We start from the raw sequence: 22550 nt of genomic DNA on the forward strand, positions 1-22550 counted from the left end.
CCGATGTAAGTCGTGCCAAACTGTACAGTGAAAGAATTCCAATTAATTGAATGTTATTTTAGCAACCGCGGCCCCACTCGCCGTGATGTGAAGCTTGGCATCGGTGACGATTGCGCTTTAGTGCAACCCGCAGAAAACAAGTCGATTGCTATCTCCTGTGACACCTTAGTCGAAAATGTCCATTTCTTCCCCGATATGCCTCCCGCTGCCTTAGGTTACAAAGCCTTAGCGGTAAATTTATCTGATCTGGCTGCCATGGGCGCTGAGCCCGCGTGGATGACGCTTGCCTTGACGCTACCCGAAGTCGATGAAACTTGGCTCAGTGGTTTTAGCGAAGGTTTATTTGAAGCGGCCGATTACTATGGCATCGCCTTAATTGGCGGCGATACGACTCGTGGCCCACGGGCGATTAATATCACAGTACACGGCCAAGTCCCACAGGGTAAGGCACTGACGCGTCATGGTGCTAAAGCCGGTGATTGGATTTATGTCACGGGCACGCTCGGAGATTCGGCCTTAGGTCTGGATATCATTCGCGGCGCGCAACAGGCCAGAGCCGAGCATAAAGAATTCCTGATTAATCGCCATTATCGTCCAACACCAAGAGTTTTAGCGGGCCAAGCTTTGCGTTCGCTTGCCTCCAGTGCTATCGACCTTTCCGACGGGTTTATCTCGGATATCGGTCATGTGCTTAAGGCTTCGGCAGTCGGTGCTGTGGTGGACGTTAATTGCATCCCGCTTTCACGCGCGATGCAAGATACCGTCAGCGAGGAGCATGCCTTTGGTTATGCGCTAACTGGGGGCGAAGATTATGAACTGCTGTTCACCGTTCCTGAGGCGCAAAAAGGCGCGCTTGAGACAGCGTTGAGCCATGCAGGAGCAAAGTTTGTTCGCGTTGGACAAATTTGTGCGGGCAGTAAGCTCAAGTTGCAACTCAATGGTGAGCCGTTTACACCGCCGTATCACGGTTTCGAGCACTTTTAAGCGAAGAGCATGTTAATGAAATGGTTGTCAAAGGATCAGGCGTTAACGCGCCTGTCATTAAAAAATCCTGTCCACTTTTTGGCACTCGGTTTCGGTAGCGGACTCGCAGCTAAAGCACCCGGTACTTTCGGTACCTTAGCAGCCATTCCCCTCTATTTATTGATGGCGCCATTACCGCTCACTTGGTATATCGGCTTAACCTTATTGAGTGCATTTGCGGGATTTTATATCTGCGGTAAAGCCGCTCAAGATATGGGGGTACACGATCACGGTGCGATTGTGTGGGATGAAGTGGTTGGGCTACTGATCACTATGATAGCGGCACCTGCGGGCTGGATTTGGCTGTTAGTCGGCTTTGGTCTATTTCGCTTTTTCGACATCATCAAACCTTGGCCTATTCGATGGCTCGATGCCAAAGTTCATGGTGGTTTTGGCATTATGATTGACGATGTATTAGCGGGTGTGTTTTCATTTATTTGTCTGCAAGGGCTAGTCTGGTGTGTTAGCTAACATTATCGCTAACCTAACATGATAGTTAACCCGGCATGTTAGTTAGCATGGCCAACAACTACCCCTTAGTTTTTGATATAGTCCCTTAGCTTGTGATCTAGAGTGTGTAGATTCAAGCGTTTAGCGACCTCATTCGTTATCTAAACCATACTACTATTGCAGCAGTTCTCTTGCGTTCGCGAGGGTATTGCTGGTGATAGTATCGCCACCTAGCAGCCTTGCCAGCTCTTGAATGCGTTGTTCACGATCGAGCGACTTCATAGTGGTCTCAGTACTGCCTGCCTTATTAAATTTATCGACGAACATGTGTTGATGACCATTGCCCGCAACTTGCGGCAAGTGAGTCACGCACAGTACTTGGGTCGATTCCCCTAAGCTGCGTAACATGCGGCCCACCACTGCGGCAGTGGGGCCGGAAATCCCAACATCCACCTCATCGAAAATTAATGTCGGTGTGGCAACTTTCTTCGCGGTAATCACTTGGATCCCTAGCCCTATCCGTGAGAGCTCACCGCCAGACGCGACTTTCGAAATCGGTTGCAAAGGTTGGCCAGGGTTAGTGGTTACCATAAATTCGATATTGTCACTGCCATTGGCTGACATTTGCTCGGGCTGGAAATTGACTTCGATCGTAAATTTACCCTTAGGCATATTCAGTTCGTGGATTGACTGAGTCACCAGTTTGTCGAGTTCTTTAGCATAGCGGGCACGGCTTTGGCTGAGCTTTTGCGCATTGCTAAGATAAGCGGCTCTACTTGCCTCGACTTGAAGCTGAATTTCTTCAAGTTTACTTTCATCACTGTCTAAGGTGCTTAGCTCAGCCTTTAATGCTAAATGATGCTCGGCCAGTTTATTCGGGCTAACATGATGCTTACGCGCCAGTTGCATGGCTTTTGATAGCCGTTCTTCTAAATAGGCAAAGTGGGTTGGATCGAGTTCAAGCTTACTCAAATAGTGCTGTAATTCGCCTGCACTTTCTTGCACTTGGATTAAGGCATCATTGAGCATAGTGTTGATATTGCTTAATGCGGGATCGTAGCTTTGCAGATCTTCGGCGAGGGAAACGACTCGATTGAGCAGCGACTCTATATTGTTCTCTTCGCCCTCTGTGAGTATATCTAAGCTCGCTTGACAGGTGTCAATCAACTCAGTGCCATTGGCTAAGCGTTTGTGCTCTTGCTCAATTTCATCGAACTCATCAACTTTAAGATCAAACTCATCGAGTTCTTCTACTTGATATTGCACTAATTGCTTACGGGCAATACGTTCATGCTGTGAGGCTTCGAGTTGTTTTAGGTCAGCCTCAATTTGCTTGCAGCGTTGGAAACTAGCGGCAACCGTATCGATAAGTAATCTGTGGTTGGCATAACTGTCGAGCAAGGTGAGTTGATGTTCACTCTTTAACATCGCATGGTGGGCATGTTGGCCGTGAATACCAATAAGTAACTGACCCAGTAATTTGAGTTGTGTCAGTGGTACTGGATTACCATTGATGTAGGCGCGTGATCGGCCATCGCTACCAATAGTCCGACGTAGGATGCACTCATCATCGAGTTCAAGATCGTTATCTTCTAACCAACGTTTTGCCAGTGGAATATCATCCAAGGAAAAGCGGGCGCTGACCTCGGTTTTATTGGCTCCGGGACGAACACTGCTGGCATCGGCGCGATTGCCTAGGCATAGGCCTAGCGCATCGATGGCAATCGATTTACCCGCACCAGTTTCACCTGTGATGCTGGTCATACCGGGGCGAAAATCCAGTTCTAAAAAACGGACGATAGCGAAGTTATTAATGCTGAGTTGGCAAAGCATAGTGAATTCCTGTCGAAAAATATACCAAACCACTGTATTGATAAACAGTATATACTGATTTTATATACAGTAAAGTGGCTTGGGTAAATAATCGGCATTATCGACAGTAAATATTTTTAATTAACTGATTATGCATAGGTTCTTACTAAGCTTTCTAAGATAGGTAAACTGAAGAAAGTGACTAAGGTGCCAAATAGAATACCCTGAGCACTGGTTGAAGCCTGAGTGTTATAACGCTGGGCGAGTAAGTACACGCTAGCCGCGGTGGGCAGTGCGCTCAAGATCACGCCCATGATCAGGTAGTCACCACTTACTCCAAAACGGTTAAGCATAAAGTAGACGAGTACCGGTTGGATAGCCAGCTTGAAGAGGTTGATAAGGCTCAATTCGATAAAATTCTTGGGGCTAAATACGCTGCTATCTTTCTGGTAGCGCATCGCTTTGGCAAGCACCATGCCGATAGCAAATAGGGCGCAGGGGCTTGAGGTATTGCCTATTTGCTGGATCATTAGCGCCAGCCCTGACGGCAGTTTTATCTCTAGCGCCGAAATGCCGACGCCAATTAAGCTACCAATAACGATAGGGTTTTTACCTACCGCCATCGCCATTATGACTAAGGCGTGGTGTTGTCTTTGGGTGTTAGTGGCCAGTTCCATCGAGACTAAGGCGACGGCAAACATCAGCACGGATAATAAGCTGGCAATCGCGGCGGCGACTAACGCACTTTGCTGCTGCGGAAAGAGGATGATGAGCAGTGGAATACCAATAAATGCCGTATTACCAAAGGTGGCATTGAGGGCTCGAATGGCGGCAACCGCGTGCTGTTTAGGGTTAGCGATCAGCGATAGCCCTAGGCAGACAAGATAAGTGATCACCATAGCTGTGCTGTAGCCCGCAATAAATCCCCATTGCAAAATCTCGCCAATCGGCTGCTGCGCAAGGGCGATAAGCATGATTGCAGGGAACGCAATATAGTAAACATATTGGTTTAGCACTTGGTCCGTATCGACGGGCAAGAGTTTTAGTTTTTGCACTAGTGTGCCGAGCAACATGATCCCGAAGACGGCAAACAGAGGGGTTAAAATGGTCATTTCCCTCACTCATCCTTACGATTAAATTTGAATAAACTCGTCCACCGTCGTCATTTTACTGTCGCTATGATTCTTGGTGGACAGAGTTACAGCACTTGCTTCTTTTTATGTCACTTTAGAGCCAGAGTTAGCGCCAGCGCAGTAAAACTCGCCACAAAATAACATACCATTTCAATCTAAGGCTATTGCGCTATGGTCGTATAAGTGAATAATTCAATGTTTAAAACACAATCACTTAGTGAATTTAGCGTTTTAACGTCAATACCCAATATGTGAAATTAGGATATGCAATGAGTGATGATTTAGGCGCTGAACTACAACTTGTCTATCTTTTTGTGCATTTAGTCAACGCGGGCAGTTTTTCGCAGGCGGCGAAGGAGCTCGATATGCCCATCGCCACTGTGAGCCGCAAGTTAGCGAAGTTGGAAGAGAAGCTCGATAAACAGCTTTTTATGCGCAGCACCCGCAAGTTGCGACTGACAGAGGAAGGGCTGGCGCTCTTTCAACGCTACCAGAGTGTGGTTGCTCAATTTGATGAACTAAGTGGTTTAGGCAGTGATAAACCCGAGGGCACCCTGCGCATCGCCGCGCCAATTTCGATTATTTCCATCGTGTTTATTCAAGCATTGAATGAATTTGGACGCCTGTATCCCGATATCCGTTTACACATTTCCCAGAGCAATGAGTTAGTGGATTTGATCGACAAGGGCATAGATGTGGCGATTGTTGGCGGTGCTCAGCCTGATTCTTCTTGGGTGTCGAGTACCTTAGGCGAGCTCGACTATTGCCTGTTTGCCACACCAGAATATTTGGCTCAGGCACCTAAGCTTGAGCATCCCGATGATCTTGAAGCCCATCAACTGATAAAAGTCTGGCCGCTGTTTAATTGGCATTTAAAGCATCCAAGCGGCGAGTCTTTTTATTTTAATGGTCCGACTAAGCTCACCCTCACGGATTTACACGGAGCGATTCAGGCGACCTTAGGCCATGGCGGGATCTTGTATGGTCCTGAACTATTTGTAAAACAGCAGATTAAAGAGGGAAAACTTAAAGTATTACTGCCTGAATGGATTGGCGAACAGAGGCGAATTTCGATTTTATATCATCAGCGCAGCCAGCAGCCGCTAAAGGTAAGAGTCTTTATTGAGTTTATGCAGTCAAAGGCGCCAGAGTTATTCTCTATGCGTTGATTTAACGAGGGGAACTGATTTTTAGCGTCTTTTAGGTTTTACGGTGTTTTTGCTCATGGTGTTTTGCGTTTGTTTTGCATCTTGCAGGCTGGAGCGTGTCGCGGGCAGTATGCCGAGTTCTAAGAAGTATCCCACTAAACGCCGCAGTTCAAATAAAGAACCGATACGCTGTTGATCTTTGATGGTCAGTTTCCAACTGTCGGTTCGTCCTTCGCTATTGGTTAAGACAAATCCTTGATAAACAATCTTTTTCATTGGAATAACTCAATATTGGCTGATGGAACTTGCTAGCCTTGGTCTTACTCGTTTTGTGGCTTGCATGAAAGTGATTGCAGTCGAGACTAGAGGCTTATTGTTTAGAAACATTGTTTAGAAATAAGGGTGCTTGAGTAACCCCAAGCACCTCATCAGTTAAGCGACGCTGATACCGATATTTGATACGCCAGCTTCGATAATATCTTTGCGTAAACCCTTGACCAGTTCTGCAGTGATCTTCGGATTTTCTTCAATAATTTCCAGCAGAGAATTTTGTAATTCTTTCTCTTCTTCCATGACTTCATGGGCGAAAACGAAATCATCTAATGCTTCATCCACCAAATCGACATCGCTGATCGCTTCGATGTAGTTAGCCACTGTGCTGGATGACAATTTGCTGATATTGACTATGTCTTCTTCAATTTTGCCTTGAATCGCACCCAGTAAGGTCGATATGGCGACCACTGCATCCATAGCAGGGTAGACGCCATAGGCTTCAAAATCAGCAGGATCTGGGGTGTTATCTTCCAAGCGTTGCAGATGCACATCGACATTGAATTTGAGCTTGGAGTCGTACTGGGATTGCCACAATAGTTCTAATGCGGTACTCAACACAGTAGGATCGCCAAACTCACAGACTTCGGAAAACAGTTGATAGTTGGGCAACATACGTTGGCAAAGTGCAGTGGCAAAGAGTTGTTTTTGTGGCAGTGTTAACGCCTTGAGACGTTTAAAGAAGCCCGTTTTTTTGGTCATCTGTTATTTCCGCTGATAGCTGTGATATCACTTGATTTGCCGCAGATTCTACCTTAGTTAACTCATCAAGTAACTCTAGTATTTCGGGTTCGAGATCTTCAACCGATGTTTCACGTTTTAGTGCCAATTCAATTTCTTGGCATAACCTTTGGGTTGTTGGCACGCCGCAGTAGCAGCTCGCACCATGCAGCTTATGGATAGTACTGAGCATGACTGGGTGATCGTTTTGACTTAGCGCCGTTTGAATCGTCGCCACGGTTTGCGGCAATGAGTCGAGCAACATTCTGAGCATATCTAAGGCGAGATCGGCCTTGTGATTGGCTTGGGTTAAGCATAAATCCCAGTTCAGCGTATGCAGGTCAAAATGGGTGAACTTAGGCCGAGTGATCCAGCGATGAATAATATCTTTGAGCGCCGCTTCATCAATAGGTTTAGGCAAATATCCGTCCATACCACTGCCTAAAATCAGTTCGCGTTCTTCGGCAATGGCATGGGCTGTCACGGCAATTATCGGCGTGTTGCGGTTCATCGAGCCTTGGCGAATTTGCTTCGTGGCGCTAATGCCATCTGTGCCAGGCATTTGGATATCCATAAAGATCAAGTCGAAGGTGCGAGTCTTCGCCTGTTTAACCGCTTCATCGCCACTGTTGACCGCGATAACCGTCGTCACTAACTCACTGAGCAAGGTGTCGATTAGCTTTAAGTTGGCAAAGTTATCATCCACCGCCAGTACGGTTAAGGATTGGCGCGCCGCCGGCGTGGCTATGGTCACTGGGGCTATGATGTCGTATTCCATCGGTGGATAGAGTAAGTTGCGGGCAAGCTGTTGCTCACTCACGGGCAGAGACAACACCACATCGGCATTCGGGCGGATGAATTGGGTTAAGGCATCCTGTTCTTGGCAATCGTATAGCACCACAAGGCAATCGGTTTTGGTCTTCGCCAAGTTAAGTGTGCTTACCAGTTGTCCTGCGTCGCTAAACCCATGGCAACTCAAGAGAACATAGTCGTATGGCGCTTCAGCCGTGGTGAGCGTAGTCAACAAGCTTGGGATATGCTGATGATGGGTGACTTTTGTATCCCATTGATTCAATTGGCGGCTTAATACTGCGTGGGTGAGTACCCGCGGTTCGTAAAACAGTATGGTTTTGTCTTTGAGTTTTTCGAGTGGCAGTGAGTCACCGATTTGGAATTGGCCTAAGCCGAGCGGCAAACTGAACCAGAAGTTTGAGCCTTTTTCTGGGGATGAAGTAAAGCCGATTTGGCCGCCCATTTGATTCACTAAACGTTTAGTGATCACTAAACCTAAGCCGGTGCCACCAAAGCGGCGCGAAATCGACGAGTCTGCTTGGCCAAAGGCTTGGAATAAAAAGTCCTGCTGGCTTTCATCGATGCCGATACCTGTGTCGACCACATCACAGCGCAGTACCACTTGTTCATCCGATTGGCTCTGCAGTTCGATTTTGACCATCACGCTGCCAAAGTCAGTGAATTTAATCGCGTTACCAACCAAGTTATTGATGATTTGGCATACGCGCATGGCATCGCCATTGACATTGTCGGGCACGTTGGGGGCGATATCGACGACGAGTTCTAGGCCTTTGGCCTGGGCGCTGCCGGAGATCAAGGTAATCGTATCGCTTATGGTTTCTCTAAGGCCGAAGGGCATGTTTTCTAAAACCATTTTACCGGCTTCGAGTTTAGAAAAGTCGAGAATGTCGTTGATGATACCCAGCAGGTTAGTGGCGCTGCGTTCTATGGTCTTGATGTAATCGACTTGGCTCGAATGCAATGGTGTTTTGACTAATTGCCGCGCAAAACCGATAACACCATTGAGTGGCGTACGTAACTCGTGGGACATATTCGCTAAGAATTCAGATTTAATTCGGCTGGCTTCTAGGGCGCGTTTTTTAGCTAAATCCAGCTCGACGTTTTGGATTTCAATCTGCTCTAAGGTTTCCCGCAGATCAGACGTAGCTTGGTCGATATTTTGCTGCATCTCATCATGGTATTCCGATAGCGACCCCGCCATGGCATTGATGCCGCGTTTGAGTAAGTCCAGCTCACCAATCAAGTTGCCATCTAAGCGGGCGTCCAATTTACCTTCACGGATTTTAGCGACGACGCGCACCATTTCAGTAATGGGTTGAGTGACGTTTTTCACCAGCCGGAAAGTAAATAGCAGGTTTAACTGCACGCCGATCAACACGATAATAAAGGCGGCGACTGCGGCTCTATGTTGCTCTAACAAGGCACGTTCTTTATTGATTATTATCGAGATATAACCTAAAAGATGACCATCGTCAGTCTGGATATCGTAATTAGCGGGAGCAGCAATGTGGCCTGTGGCAAAAATGGGCGTCCGTAAAATAAGGCTGTCGTCCACATGTTCAATTTCGGTTTTATGCAGCGTGTTGAGGGCTTCTTTGTAGCGCATAATCTCAAAGTCTTTGTGATAGTGGGAGGTCACAAAGAGTTGATTATTGGCATCGAAAATCGCGATGGATTTTACTAAGGTGGATTTGTTGAGCTGCGCCGCCGCGAGTAAGCGTTTGGTCGCCTCGCGATCATTCGCCACTAAGCCGATTTCACTGGCAATCGACAGGGGCTCTATAATATTGCTGCCCTGTTCGACGAGCGTATCTTCGAGCTCATAAAAACGGTTTATGGTAAAGTAGCTGCCCAGAAGGATACCGACCAAGATTGTTGGCGCGAGCGCCAGCACAAGAACCCAAGAACGTAGGCTGTATTTGGTCATGTTGTTGACAGGGTTCATAGCAGCGGCGGTGTTTCCTGTGACAGAGACTAAGATAATTTTATAAGACTGCCAGAAAGAGGGCGGTCTTTGCCAGTATTTTATTGATTTAGAGGCCGAAATGGCGCAATTTTTTAAAGCAAAACCAAATAGTTCCAAACAGTTGTCGGCTAAGTTATCACTGAGCGTAGAACAGCTCGATCACTTAGGTGCTGGTATAGCACAACATCAAGGTAAAGTCGTGTTTATCCCTGGCGCTTTGCCCGATGAAACCGTGACGGTACAGCTCACCGAGCAAAAGAAAAATTATGCCCGCGCCAAGTTGATTAAAGTCGATACACCTAGCTCTGAGCGCGTCGAGCCTGAGTGCCCACACTATCATACCTGCGGCGGCTGCGACTTACAGCATATGTCATTATCGGGTCAGCGTGAGCATAAAGAAGCCGCGTTGCTGGATATTATGGCTAAGTTTGCTGGCACTGAAGGCGGTGCTTTATCGCCCGCACTCACGGGGGAAGGTTGGCATTATCGTCGCCGCGCCCGTCTTGCAACTTTATTTGATAAAAATACCAAGCACTTAAGTTTAGGCTTTCGCGCCGCCAGTAGCAGTAATGTGGTGCCAATCAGTCAATGTCTGGTGTTAGCTAAGCCGTTATCGGACTTGATTGTCCCCTTTGCTAAGTTGCTGAACCAATTGTCAGCTAAAGCCAGCTTAGGTCATCTTGAGTTAATTGCCGCCGATAATGGTCATTTCGCTGTGCTGCGGATCACTAAGGCGTTAAACGATAAAGATCTCGCTAAGTTGTCAGCCTTTGCTGAGCAGCATCAGATCCATATTTGTCAGCAGGACAACGAAGGCCAATTCCAAGGCGTCGGCGCTGAGTTAGTGTTACCTGTTTATCAGCTGTTAGATGAAAATGCGCAGTCGGAAGCGGTGAGCTTAAGTTTCACCCCAGGTAACTTTGTGCAAGTGAACGGACAGATTAACAAGGCCATGGTCGCTCAAGCGATGGATTGGTTAGCGCCAGCGCCAGATGAGCGCATTTTGGATTTGTTCTGCGGCATGGGTAATTTCAGTTTGCCCTTAGCGAAAATGGGCGCTGATGTGATTGGCGTCGAAGGGATTGCCGAGATGGTGATTCAGGCGCGAGTGAACGCGAAAGCTAACAATCTGGATAAACTGACCTTTTACCACGGCGATTTAAGTGCGGATTTATCCCTTGAGCCTTGGATGGGCAAGATTGATAAATTACTGCTCGATCCCGCCCGTGCGGGGGCATTTGAAAGCTTGCAATGGCTAAAGAAAATGAAGCCACGCAAAGTCGTGTATGTATCGTGTAATCCTGCCAGCTTGGCCCGCGATAGCGCAGTACTGTTAGAGCGCGGTTACCGATTACAGCAATTGGGACTTATCGACATGTTCCCACAAACACACCATATAGAAGCCATGGCACTGTTTGAATTAACCAAGTAATTTGCGCTGGCAAAGTAAGCAAAGCGTTTGAATAACGTAAAAAATGTGATTATTACGTCGGTTGGGTTTGACAAGTTCGCGCCAATGCTGAAGATAGGAGAGCTGAAGTGGTGCCCACTTTCTCTCTGAGCACGGATAAGGAAATAAATTAGATGGTCTCTGTTCGCGAAGCGCACTTTAATGATCCCGATTTTCACTTAGAAGATTGGGTAGCTCGCTATGTTGGTCATGCCGATGAAGCGCAGATGCTGCTCTCTTTGATAGGGCAGATTGACGCCTTACCAGCCAAGAGTCCTGCGGCGAAGAGAGAACTGCTCGAACGTGCTCGAGAGATGATTGAAATCCTCGCACCACTAAACATGGATATTGAAACCCTGCAGGCGGCAATTTTGTTTGTTGTGCTCGATGCTGGGTTACTGACCGAAGAAGCCATCCAAGAGAAATTTGGTGAGCCGCTGGCGCGTTTAGTCGCGAGTGTCGTGACCATGAATGCGATTGGCGCCTTGAAAATCAATCCTAATAGTCGTTCAACCGAGCCACAAATCGACAATATCCGCCGCATGTTATTGGCTATGGTTGAAGATGTGCGCGCCGTTGTGATTAAGCTTGCCGAGCGTGTGTGTTTGCTACGGGCGGTGAAAAATGCCGACGAAGAAACTCGCGTGCTGCTGGCCCGCGAAATTGCCGATATTTATGCGCCGCTGGCTAACCGTTTAGGGATTGGACAATTGAAGTGGGAGCTGGAAGATATTTCTTTTCGCTATCTGCATCCTGATACCTATAAAGACATTGCTAAGCAATTAGATGGCAAACGACTGGATCGTGAAGTCTTTATCGACAAGTTTGTCAGTCAGTTGCAACAAAGATTAGATGAAGATCAAATTCGCGCTAAGGTCTACGGCCGGCCGAAACATATCTACAGTATTTGGCGCAAGATGAAGGGCAAGCACCTCAAATTTGATGAGTTGTTTGACGTGCGCGCCGTGCGTATCGTGACTGAGCGTCTGCAGGATTGTTATGGCGCGTTAGGTGTTGTGCATACGCTCTGGCACCATATTCCACGGGAATTTGACGACTATGTCGCTAACCCTAAGCCTAACGGTTATCAATCGATTCATACCGTAGTGGTGGGGCCTGAGGGCAAAACCGTTGAAATTCAAATTCGTACCCAAGACATGCATGAAGATGCAGAGCTGGGTGTGGCCGCGCACTGGAAATACAAAGAAGGCAATCATTCCGGTAAGCAAAGCGGCTACGAAGAAAAAATTAACTGGCTGCGTAAAATTCTGCAATGGCAGGAAGACGTGGTCGAAAGTGGCAACTTGGTCGAAGAAGTCCGTAGCCAAGTGTTTGAAGACAGAGTCTATGTGTTCACCCCAAGCGGTGAAGTCGTCGACTTGCCACTGGGCTCAACCGTGCTCGACTTTGCCTATTACATTCACTCCCAAGTGGGACATAAATGTATTGGTGCTAAGGTCGATGGCCGTATTGTGCCGTTTACTTATCAGGTCGAAACGGGCGAGCGTATCGAGATCATCACCTCGAAACAGCCCAACCCCAAGCGCGACTGGCTTAACCCAAATTTAGGTTATATCCGTACCTCGCGGGCGCGTTCGAAAATCCAGCATTGGTTTAAGCAGCAGGACAGAGACAAAAATATTGTCGCCGGCAAAGAAATGCTTGAATCTGAACTGGCGCGGGTGAGCCTTAAAATTAAAGACGCGGCCATCGCGGTCGAGCGCTTTAATATGGCGAGCATGGATGACTTACTAGCGGCCATTGGCGGCGGTGACGTGCGTCTGCATCAAGTGGTTAACCATATTCAGAGCCGACTGCGACTCGACGAAGTGTCAGAAGAAGATGCGGTCGAAGAGTTAGTTAAGAAAGGCCAACACAAACCGACCTTAAGTGGCCGTGGTCAGGTTGAAGTCAACGGTGTGGGTAACTTGCTTAACCATATCGCCCGTTGTTGCCAGCCAGTTCCCGGTGATGAAATCTTAGGTTTTATTACTAAGGGCCGTGGCATTTCGGTACATCGCGCTGATTGTGAACAAGTTAAAGAGTTAATGCGGGTTCACCCAGAGCGTGGCGTCGATGTGGTCTGGGGCGAAAATTACTCCGGCGGTTATCGGATGCGTTTACGGGTATTAGCCCACGATCGCAGCGGCTTATTGCGTGACTTAACCTCAGTGCTGGCGGCCGAAAAATCCAATGTACTGGCCATGAGTTCGTCATCGGATACTAAAAACCAGACCGCCGCGATTGAGTTGGAACTGGAGCTTTATAACCTCGATGGTTTATCGCGGGTGTTATCGAAACTGACCCAAGTCGATAGTGTGATCGAGGCAAGACGACTTTAAGGCTAGCAACGCCTATCGAAGCGAGCGATATCTAGAAGTCATCTAGAAGCAAGAGATAAAGGATTGGGGCGGTAGGGAGTGTTCATCGTTCTGAGCCATGGTTTGCCATGGCATTTGCTCCCCGACGCGTAGTCACTCCGTCCTTGGATGCTCGACCGCCACGTCCATGGGGCGGACGGTCGTCTCGCAAATCACCATGGCTCACCTTTCAAGTATTAGTGTAACCCGTAGGTTCAAAAACTAAGTCATAAGTATTCTGTTAAATTGTTCAACCTGATTAGACTTGAGCGAAGTCATTCGATTGAACATAAGAAACTTTTGGATATTTTCGTGTTACTACGAGATGGAGAGCCCTCTCTTTCAGATAACTTTTTCTACTCCAAACCACGCGAGTCGCCTACAAATAGCAGATCAAATTCACTAACCCACTACAATTACGAACTAAGAGTTTCAGGCTGGCATAAGGACATTGTCTTTTCTAACCAGTTTAAAAACTCCAATTCATTGCTTCCCAGTCTTTCTGTGTGGCTGAGCAGTACATAACGATGTCCAGATTGAGTAAATCCAAATGGAGCCACCAGTCTCCCGTTTTTCAAGTCATCGATTATCAGAGGATATGACCCTATAGCAGCCCCTAAACCGTCAACTGCCGCCTGTAAGCAGAAATAAAAATGCTCAAAGGATTTAGACTTATTGATATTAAAGGCATGTGTTGAACGTGATGACCAATCTGACCATGCAGAAGGTCTCGTTTCACTATGAAGCAAAACGATATCATCTAAGTTGTGCTGAGCTTTGTTCCAATATTCAGGGGAAAAAACAGGGCCAACCCACTCATTGACTAAGTTGTGTGTCGTATATTCTGGGCTAATATCGAAGTCATCACGCCGGATGGCTAAAGATAATCCTGTTTCACATAAATCCACAGGCCCTCCTGCTGTTGATAGTCGAACATCAATACCCGTAAGCTGGAAAAAACTGGCCAGCCTAGGCATCAGCCAGCGCATAGTTAATGTGGGCTCACAGGAAACTTCAAGATGCTTATTGCTTTCCCTCGTTAGCTTCTTAACTCCATTATCTAGAGCATTAAACGCAATATCAGTGTACAGCTTGAGTAGCTCACCTTCTTGCGTGAGACACATTCCTCTACCTTGTTTGTAAAACAGTAACTGCGACAAATGGCTCTCTAGCAATTTAATTTGCTTACTCACTGCTCCGTGAGTGATATGAAGTTTTTCTGCTGCCTTACTGTAACTCGATGACTCTGCCGTAATATGAAATACATAGAATGCTTTTAAATGTCTCATCTGTGACTTTTTCTCACATTTAGGATGCCTTTTTTTCGATTATAACTTACCAATAAATCTATACAATTATTTTAAAATCATGAACAGTTAGGATAGAAAATGGAGTTAATAAGTTTTGCAGTATTTGGGCTTTTAATCGTAGTAAGCCCTGGTGCTGACTTTGTTTTAGTATTTAAAAACAGTGCAATTTTTGGCAGAAAAGCGGGCATATTAACGGCTCTTGGGATAGGGATTGGTGTTTGTGTGCATATTACCTATTCAGTGATAGGGATTAGTCACTTAGTTTCTCAGAATGCGGTTTTATTTAGCATAGTGAAGTACATTGGTGCGGCGTATTTAATTTATCTCGGTGTAACAGGGTTAGTCAGTTCTAAGTTGAAATTAGACTATGAAAACTCAACAGACCAACCCACACATACTCGAAAGTACATATTTCAAGGTTTTTTGTGTAATGTATTGAATCCTAAAACAATGCTTTTCTTTCTAAGCGTCTTTAGCCAACTAATCTCAGCCTATAATGAAGGTATGTCTTTCGTTATTAGCTATGGCGTTTACATTGCACTTCTACATATGGCTTGGTTTTGTATAGTCGCTTACCTAGTCACATCTGTACAAGCGAGTCACATAATTCAAAAGTTTGGTCATAGAATTAATCAGGCGTGTGGTTTTGGTCTAATTGCTTTTGGTGCAACATTATCAATAAAAGCCTAAATTCCAACTCTCACATAATAAGTAAGTATTGTACTGGTACGCTAAATTTAGTCACTTAGATAGAGGTGTAATCTGTCTTTACTTCCATATTTTTGGAATGACTAAATGTAAGTCAAATTATCCTCTGCGCACTGAGTGATTAATCGGTCATAGCTCACAATGATGCAATAGCTTTTTAGCTAAACGAGCAGCGAGAGGGTTAGTTAAGATTGGCATTGTTGCACCAGTGACCTACTAAAACATGTTTTAGTAGAGCCCTCAGGGATGCTTCTTTTAAAATAAATAGGCGGCGAGTCACTGGGGGCACAATGACAATAAATATCGCGCAACAGGTAATACAACGAGCTTTGGGAAAATATGTGTAATCGGCTATTACAAGCCGGCTCTAGGAGAACTAACTCGGAAACATATTGCTGCTCCTGCTTTCCTGCTTTTCCCAATCCCAAGTTCAGGTTAATCGACAACGTTATGCTAATTGATCATGAATATGGCTCATGTTCTATGTGAAATAAAACCGTTTTTGTTCATGTGCCGAACCACGTATAAATGACTCCAAGCGAAATATTAGACAAGCTTGAAGTTGCACCCTAGCTAAGCCATCAGGACTTAAGTCATCGGCACTTAAGTTAAATAGAACCTCAGACAGAACACTAATAATGTCTATCAGAGTAGGGTCGAGAAGCTAGAAGCGCAGGGCATAAACTCAGGTTTGAAATCAGACAATGGGATACTGGATCACTATGAATAAGCATTTTACATTTACGATTAACAGCATTTGTCTTGATGAAAATTATCATCCCTCAGACAAGACGCGTATCACGACCAACTTTGCTAATTTGGCCAGAGGTAGTCATCGCCAAGCGAACTTACGCAACGCGTTAAAGATGATTGACAACAGTTTTAATGCCTTAGCGCATTGGGATAACCCCAAAGGTGAACGTTATACTGTCGAACTTGAAATTATATCCGTTAATTTGGATATTGACGGCAGCGGTCAAACCTTCCCATCGATTGAAGTTTTGAAAACCAATATTGTTGATCATAAAACTAATAAGCGTATTGAAGGTATTGTCGGCAATAACTTTTCATCTTACGTACGCGATTATGACTTTAGCGTATTACTGGCAGAGCATAATAAGGGCCAAGCCAAATTTAGTATTCCAGATGATTTTGGTGGTCTGCATGGCAAGCTATTTCAGTCTTTTGTTAATTCTGATGCTTACAAACAGAATTTTAATAAGCCACCGGTTATCTGCCTCAGTGTGTCGGATAATAAAACCTACCATAGAATTGAGAATCAGCATCCCGTATTAGGGGTTGAATATCAGCCAAATGAATCGTCTTTAACTGAGCAATATTTCAAAAAAATGGGCTTACAGGTGCGCTATTTTATGCCACCAAATAGCGTGGCGCCTTTAGCTTTTTATTTCGTTGGTGATTTACTGAATGATTACACCCATCTTGAGTTGATAAGCACCATCAGCACTATGGGAACTTTTCAAAAAATCTATCGCCCTGAGATTTATAATGCCAATGCTGTTGCAGGGAAATGCTATCAACCTAATTTGAAAAATCTGGATCATTCACTGACTCAAATTGTTTATGACCGAGCAGAACGCAGTCAATTGGCGAATGAGCAAGGCAAATTTGCAGCCGAGCACTTTATTAAGCCCTACCAAACGTTTTTTGAACAATGGCCTGCTAATTACCTTTAGTCGCTCTGCTCCTAATCGTCACGCTCAATAATTAACCCAATACGGCATCATTATTATGACAACACGACTTAATAAAACATCGCTTAACCAGACACTGTTACCGACTTCAACTGCGGGCAGTTTGCCTAAACCTTTATGGCTTGCAGAGCCTCAAACGCTGTGGTCTCCATGGAAATTGCAAGGAGAGGAATTAATTACCGGTAAACACGATGCACTGTGTTTGTCATTACAGGATCAACAGCTAGCGGGGATTGATATTGTCAGTGATGGTGAGCAAACGCGGCAGCATTTTGTCACTACCTTTATTGAACACCTCAACGGCGTTGATTTTTCAAAACGCAAAATCGTTAAAATTCGTGATCGCTATGATGCGAGCGTGCCCACGGTTGTCGGCCCAGTGAGCCGCCAAAAGTCGGTGTTTGTTGAAGATGCCAAATTTTTACGCAAGCAAACAACGCAACCGATTAAATGGGCGCTGCCTGGCCCTATGACCATGATAGATACGCTTTTTGATGACCATTATAAAAGTCGCGAAAAGCTCGCTTGGGAATTTGCCAAAATTCTTAATGAGGAAGCCAAAGAATTAGAAGCTGCGGGTGTTGATATTATCCAATTTGATGAGCCTGCCTTTAATGTGTTTTTTGATGAGGTAAACGATTGGGGTATTGCCTGTTTAGAAAGAGCCATTGAAGGGCTAAAATGCGAAACGGCGGTGCATATTTGTTATGGTTACGGCATCAAAGCCAATACAGATTGGAAAAAAACCTTGGGCTCAGAGTGGCGCCAATATGAAGAAGTGTTTCCTAAACTGCAAAGGTCTAATATCGATATTATCTCGCTAGAATGTCACAACTCCCATGTGCCAATGGAGCTACTTGAACTCATTCGCGGTAAGAAAGTCATGGTCGGCGCGATTGATGTCGCCACCGACACGATTGAAACCGCAGAGGAAGTAGCTGACACCCTACGAAAAGCCCTTAAATTTGTCGATGCCGACAAGCTTTATCCTTGTACTAACTGTGGCATGACGCCTTTATCCCATCAAGTCGCAAGAGGCAAACTCAACGCCTTAAGTGCAGGCGCAGAGATCGTCAGAAAAGAACTCTTGGCATTAAGATAAGACGCGTTAAGTGTTGCAGCCTGTTTTACAGCAGTATGTTTTATAGCAGCATGAGTCTAGCTTTGTTGAAAGGGTATCGACGTCGGTATTAAAAAAAACGGGATTGGCATTCTGATGCCAATCCCGTTTTCATTTCTAAGCTCTTACATTGAGTGCTTGGTCTTAGCGCTTATTCACCAAGCTTTGGCGTGCGTGGCGGTATCATGCGCCTTTCACCTGTCGACTCAAATGCACCTGCAAATTTAAGCAGGTTATTATCGTCATACGCACGACCTGCGAAGGTCAAACCCACTGGCATGCCAATATCGGCCATCACGCCCATAGGCACAGTCACAGTCGGTACCCCTAAGTGACGAATTGCTAGGTTACCGTTAGCGACCCAAACTCCGTTGCTCCAAGCGATATCGGCGGAAGCCGGATTCACATGGGCATCGGCAGGGCCGACATCTGCCACGGTTGGGAACAGCACGGCATCGAGCTTAAGCTCGTCCATCCAGTCTTCGAGATCTAGCTTACGCGTCTTCTCTAAGCCACGCAGACCATCGGGAATACTGTCGATCTGGTCATAGGATTTAAGACCACGCTTAGCCATGTTGACGTACTCTTCCATGCCTGCCGCTAAGTCACCTTCACGGTTAGGCAAGGTGCCTAAATCGTGGGGGAAAATCAAATGCCCAACAACATCAGCAAGTTTGTTGAGTTTAGGGTCATTGTTAGCACGCAGGAATTCATCGAACGCCCAACCTGAGAGTTCCCATAATTCATCATGGAGGAATTGAGGCGTGACGATACCGCGGTTAAACACGGTCGGCGCACCTGGGCGGTCGCCTTCGCAATTTGATACCAACAGGAAATCGACTTCAATCACTTCGGCGCCAGCGGCTTCTAAGGCTTTACGAGCCGCTTCCCATAGATCGATAACTGATTGGCGGGTATGAATCCGTTGACCCGTTGGGCCGCCAATACCCGGATTTTCGCTGGTGCCTGCCAATTCATCTTTATTGATGTACATGCGCGGCACACCAAAACGCTTACCCTTAAGCGTATCGGCGCTAGCCGCCAGCGCCAGATAGGATTCTGGGCGAACTGTCGATGCTTTAGGGATTTGTACCCAAGGTTGCAGACGCCAGAGATCGCCACGGGTGATAGGATCGTCGGCCACAATCACATCCAACACTTCAAGCATATCGGCCATAGTGCGGGTATAAGGCACGACAACATCCATGGTCGGCGTTAACGGCCAGTTACCGCGCACGGAAATCACGCCCCGTGACGGAGTGTAAGCACACAAACCGTTATTGGACGCAGGACCTCGACCGCTTGACCAAGTTTCTTCAGCAAGACCAAAAGCAGAGTAACTTGCCGCTGTGCCCGTGCCTGCCCCATTGGAAGAGCCCGAAGCGAATGGTGCAGTAAGATACTCAGCATTATATGGACTTTCAGCGCGGCCATAGTGACCACGCTGCATACCGCCATTGGCCATGGGTGGCATATTGGTTTTGCCTAAACAAATGGCCCCCGCAGCGCGTAGGCGCTCAACGGCGAAGGCATCGTATTGCGCCACTAAATCCTTAAAGGCTGGGCTGCCAGACGCCGCCGTCAGTCCCTTCACCAAATAGCTGTCTTTGGCGGTATACGGAATACCCTCAAGTGGGCTCAGTGTTTCACCACGGGCGCGGCGCGCATCTGACGCCTCAGCTTCTTTGAGCGCATCGGGATTGTGTACCACTAACGCATTGAGCTTAGTTTTGGTTGCTGGGCCGTCATACGCCTCAACCCGCGCGAGGAACGATTTAACCAACTCCACTGCGGTGGTGCGGCCAGATTCGAGCGCTGCACGCAGCTCGGCAATGGAAACTTCAGTAACTTCAAACATCTTACGCCCTCCCGCAGAAAGCCAATTGTGCTGCAATAACAGTGACATCAAGCGTCATGCTGTTCTCCTTAGATTACTTTCCAGAGGGGATTTGTTGGGTAATACAATGGATATTACCGCCACCTAATAAAATCTCACGGGCTGGCACACCCACAATCTCATGCTCAGGGAAGATTTCCTGCAGTTTTTCGGCTGCGATATCATCGGTTGCAGGATCAAGCAACGGGAACACGATGCGATTATTGGTGATTAAAAAGTTCACATAAGAACCGGCTAAACGCTCACCCGCCGTGCGTGGCACGCCAGTGCCTTCGGTCACACCTTTTGATTCTTCTTCGGTGCAATACAGCGGCCCCGGTTGTGGCAATAGATGGATTTTTAACTTACGGCCTTTGGCATCTACGGTATTTTGCAACACCTCTAGCGCCGCTTTTGAGCGCGGATATTGTGGATCAGTCTCATCATCGGTCCAGTGTAGAATGACTTCACCAGGACGGGCAAAACAGCACATATTGTCGATATGACCATCGGTCTCATCCATATACACGCCATCTTGCAACCAGATAAACTGCTTAACATTCAAATAGTCACGCAGTAAGTCTTCAATCTGTTCTTTTGTCAGTTCAGGGTTACGGTTGGCATTGAGTAAACATTCTGCACTCGTCATACAAGTGCCTTCACCATCGACATGGATGGAGCCACCTTCGAGGATCAACGGCGCGCTGTAACGGGCAAATCCATGTTGCTTAAGCATTTGCTGTGCAACTTGTTCGTCCTTATCCCATGGGAAGTACAAACCACCGTTATGGCCGCCCCAAGCATTAAAACCCCAGTCAACACCACGGCATTCGCCATTGTCATTTACAACCACTGTTGGCCCTGTATCGCGAGCCCAGCAATCGTTACTGTCCATTTCAACCAAGGTAACGTGGGATGGCATTACCGTTTTAGCTTCGGCTAAAAACGTCTTAGGAACACCCATATAAACAGGGGTTGCCGCACCAATGGCATCGGCCACCTTAGCAAAGGTCGCCTGAGCATAAGCACCGGCTGCACGCCAGTTATCAGGACGATAGGGCCAAATCATCCACACCGCTTGCTGCGCAGCCCATTCGCCAGGCATATAAAAACCATCTTGGGATGGCTTAGTCGTTAACTGCGTGGCATCCACTGTCACGTTTGTCATGAGTTTTGTCTCCAGTAATGCTTAAAAACGATAAGGGTGTGCGTCCTAACATCGGACGACAGAATCGAAATATACCTAACATCAATCAAATGAATAAATTGAAGGACCGCATTTATCATGTGCATAGTTTGGCCGAAATTGTCAGGTCTTCACTCGGTGAGTTTTAGCTTCATTGAAATATTGCTGCGTATCTTATCATTTAAGATGGCTTGCGCTAAATACTTGTATGCAGGACATAGATGAGAATTTGTTGAGGAGGAAGCTTGTCAATTTATTGCTCACGAGATGAGTGAATTACGAAATGGAGCGAATACTCTTTAGTTAAAATAAGTCTTAGTTGAAATACGTCACTAAAATCTGATCTCAGCATCAAAATAGCACTTTTATTTTACCTAGCTTATCATCATCGCTTTATTGTAGCCTTTTGCTAAAAAACACTGCGGAGGCGTATTTTTTGTTCTTTCTCAATATTCGCCCGTTGCAGTATTTATCTTTAAAGGATATCAGCATGACTTCCCACACGGCGCCATTAACCTCATTTTCTACTACTGAAACTTCTACAACGGAACCTTCTACAACGGAACTGTCTATAACAGATGTTGAGCCGCTGCTTAAGATAATGGAAAAACTGCGTGATCCGCACACGGGTTGCCCGTGGGACAAAGCGCAAACGTTTCAAACCATAGTGCCTTTTACTTTAGAGGAGGCCTATGAAGTTGCCGATACCATAGAGCGTTTAGCCTGGGATGAGTTACCCGATGAACTCGGGGATTTGTTATTTCAAATCGTATTCTATTGTCAGCTTGGTAAAGAGCAAGGCAAGTTTGATTTTGCCACTGTGATTGAGAAAATCAGCGACAAGTTAACCCGTCGTCATCCCCATGTGTTTGGTGAGCAAAATCCGCAAATAGGCGATAGCGCCCAAGCGATGAAAGCCAATTGGGAAGCGATTAAAGCGACTGAGCGTGAACAAAAGGCCCTGCAAGTCGCGGGTGAAACCCAAGCAGATACTGTGGTTTCAGCGTTAGACAATATTCCGCGTACCCAACCTGCGCTGTCGCGCTCAATCAAAATTCAGCAAAGGGTGGCGCGAGTCGGTTTCGATTGGGCCGAACTTGAGCCCGTGGTTGCTAAAATTCACGAAGAAATCGATGAAGTCTTGCATGAGGTGAATCAACCCGAGCAAGACCAAGCGAAAGTGCAGTCCGAAATGGGCGACTTGCTATTTGCCGTGGTGAATTTAGCTCGTCATCTTAAGGTCGATCCAGAGCAAGCGTTGCGCCAAGCCAACCTTAAATTTGAACGGCGTTTTCGCGGCGTTGAACAGTTGGCGAGTGACAGCGGTAAAAGCATGGAAGAGCACACATTAATAGAGCTCGATGCCTATTGGGACCAAGTAAAAGCGATGGAGACGAGATAAACGGCAAATTATCCCGATTGGTGTTTGT

At 46.5% G+C, this 22550-nt stretch carries 17 protein-coding genes; 9 read left to right on the forward strand and 8 right to left on the reverse strand.

The features are described 5' to 3' along the window. Nucleotides 1-27: 27 nt before the first annotated feature. Entirely contained in the window at nucleotides 28-984 is a 957-nt protein-coding gene (gene thiL / locus L5M71_RS18220; RefSeq protein WP_263208916.1) for a thiamine-phosphate kinase, read from the forward strand. A gap of 15 nt (nucleotides 985-999) precedes the next feature. Continuing rightward, a complete protein-coding gene (locus tag L5M71_RS18225; protein WP_263208874.1) occupies nucleotides 1000-1494 on the forward strand; it encodes a phosphatidylglycerophosphatase A in 495 nt (164 codons plus the stop codon). Between the two features lie 153 nt (nucleotides 1495-1647). Here L5M71_RS18225 and recN read toward each other — a convergent pair whose 3' ends face one another. Beyond that, nucleotides 1648-3306 carry a DNA repair protein RecN gene (gene recN / locus L5M71_RS18230; protein ID WP_263208876.1) on the reverse strand — a complete coding sequence of 553 codons (1659 nt, stop codon included), beginning with the start codon at nucleotides 3304-3306 and terminating at the stop codon, nucleotides 1648-1650. A 128-nt stretch (nucleotides 3307-3434) separates the two neighbouring features. Then, nucleotides 3435-4397, reverse strand: coding sequence for an AEC family transporter (locus tag L5M71_RS18235; RefSeq protein WP_263208878.1), 963 nt, complete (start codon nucleotides 4395-4397; stop codon nucleotides 3435-3437). 290 nt (nucleotides 4398-4687) lie between these two features. Here L5M71_RS18235 and lldR point away from each other — a divergent pair, with 290 nt between their 5' ends. Next, a complete protein-coding gene (gene lldR / locus L5M71_RS18240) occupies nucleotides 4688-5587 on the forward strand; it encodes a LysR family transcriptional regulator LldR (RefSeq protein WP_105251752.1) in 900 nt (299 codons plus the stop codon). A 21-nt stretch (nucleotides 5588-5608) separates the two neighbouring features. Here the strand turns inward: lldR and L5M71_RS18245 are convergent, their stop codons facing one another. From L5M71_RS18245 to barA, 3 genes are all read right to left on the reverse strand, one after another. Continuing rightward, nucleotides 5609-5842, reverse strand: coding sequence for a DUF3319 domain-containing protein (locus L5M71_RS18245; protein WP_006082632.1), 234 nt, complete (start codon nucleotides 5840-5842; stop codon nucleotides 5609-5611). 156 nt (nucleotides 5843-5998) lie between these two features. Then, nucleotides 5999-6598: a YjaG family protein gene (locus L5M71_RS18250; protein ID WP_028761381.1), complete on the reverse strand. Its 600-nt coding sequence runs from the start codon at nucleotides 6596-6598 to the stop codon at nucleotides 5999-6001. Next, the gene (gene barA / locus L5M71_RS18255) at nucleotides 6573-9374 is read right to left on the reverse strand and encodes a two-component sensor histidine kinase BarA (RefSeq protein ID WP_263208880.1); all 2802 of its coding nucleotides are present in this window, start codon (nucleotides 9372-9374) and stop codon (nucleotides 6573-6575) included. Before barA ends, L5M71_RS18250 begins: the two co-directional genes overlap by 26 nt. A gap of 100 nt (nucleotides 9375-9474) precedes the next feature. Between barA and rlmD the strand changes: the two genes are divergently transcribed. Beyond that, nucleotides 9475-10827 (forward strand): 23S rRNA (uracil(1939)-C(5))-methyltransferase RlmD, encoded by a 1353-nt coding sequence (rlmD, locus tag L5M71_RS18260; RefSeq protein WP_263208883.1) that lies wholly within the window; start codon nucleotides 9475-9477, stop codon nucleotides 10825-10827. A 152-nt stretch (nucleotides 10828-10979) separates the two neighbouring features. Next, on the forward strand, nucleotides 10980-13187 hold the full coding sequence (gene relA / locus L5M71_RS18265) for a GTP diphosphokinase (protein WP_263208885.1): 2208 nt from the start codon (nucleotides 10980-10982) through the stop codon (nucleotides 13185-13187). 434 nt (nucleotides 13188-13621) lie between these two features. Here the strand turns inward: relA and L5M71_RS18270 are convergent, their stop codons facing one another. Continuing rightward, nucleotides 13622-14494 (reverse strand): LysR family transcriptional regulator, encoded by an 873-nt coding sequence (locus L5M71_RS18270; RefSeq protein ID WP_263208887.1) that lies wholly within the window; start codon nucleotides 14492-14494, stop codon nucleotides 13622-13624. Nucleotides 14495-14593: 99 nt separating this feature from the next. Between L5M71_RS18270 and L5M71_RS18275 the strand changes: the two genes are divergently transcribed. From L5M71_RS18275 to L5M71_RS18285, 3 genes are all read left to right on the forward strand, one after another. Next, nucleotides 14594-15205, forward strand: a complete 612-nt coding sequence (locus tag L5M71_RS18275) for a LysE family translocator (RefSeq protein ID WP_263208890.1) — start codon at nucleotides 14594-14596, stop codon at nucleotides 15203-15205. Nucleotides 15206-15945: 740 nt separating this feature from the next. Next, nucleotides 15946-16920 carry a DUF1852 domain-containing protein gene (locus tag L5M71_RS18280; RefSeq protein ID WP_263208892.1) on the forward strand — a complete coding sequence of 325 codons (975 nt, stop codon included), beginning with the start codon at nucleotides 15946-15948 and terminating at the stop codon, nucleotides 16918-16920. 55 nt (nucleotides 16921-16975) lie between these two features. Next, nucleotides 16976-18040: a methionine synthase gene (locus tag L5M71_RS18285; protein ID WP_263208894.1), complete on the forward strand. Its 1065-nt coding sequence runs from the start codon at nucleotides 16976-16978 to the stop codon at nucleotides 18038-18040. Between the two features lie 169 nt (nucleotides 18041-18209). Here L5M71_RS18285 and L5M71_RS18290 read toward each other — a convergent pair whose 3' ends face one another. Continuing rightward, nucleotides 18210-19916, reverse strand: a complete 1707-nt coding sequence (locus tag L5M71_RS18290; protein WP_263208896.1) for an amidase — start codon at nucleotides 19914-19916, stop codon at nucleotides 18210-18212. A 73-nt stretch (nucleotides 19917-19989) separates the two neighbouring features. Then, nucleotides 19990-21102 carry an agmatine deiminase gene (gene aguA / locus L5M71_RS18295; RefSeq protein WP_263208898.1) on the reverse strand — a complete coding sequence of 371 codons (1113 nt, stop codon included), beginning with the start codon at nucleotides 21100-21102 and terminating at the stop codon, nucleotides 19990-19992. A gap of 508 nt (nucleotides 21103-21610) precedes the next feature. Here aguA and mazG point away from each other — a divergent pair. Continuing rightward, nucleotides 21611-22522, forward strand: a complete 912-nt coding sequence (mazG, locus tag L5M71_RS18300; protein WP_263208900.1) for a nucleoside triphosphate pyrophosphohydrolase — start codon at nucleotides 21611-21613, stop codon at nucleotides 22520-22522. The last annotated feature ends 28 nt before the right edge of the window (nucleotides 22523-22550 follow it).

It is taken from the genome of Shewanella sp. SW1 (genome assembly GCF_025653545.1).
GTDB lineage: Bacteria > Pseudomonadota > Gammaproteobacteria > Enterobacterales > Shewanellaceae > Shewanella > Shewanella oncorhynchi.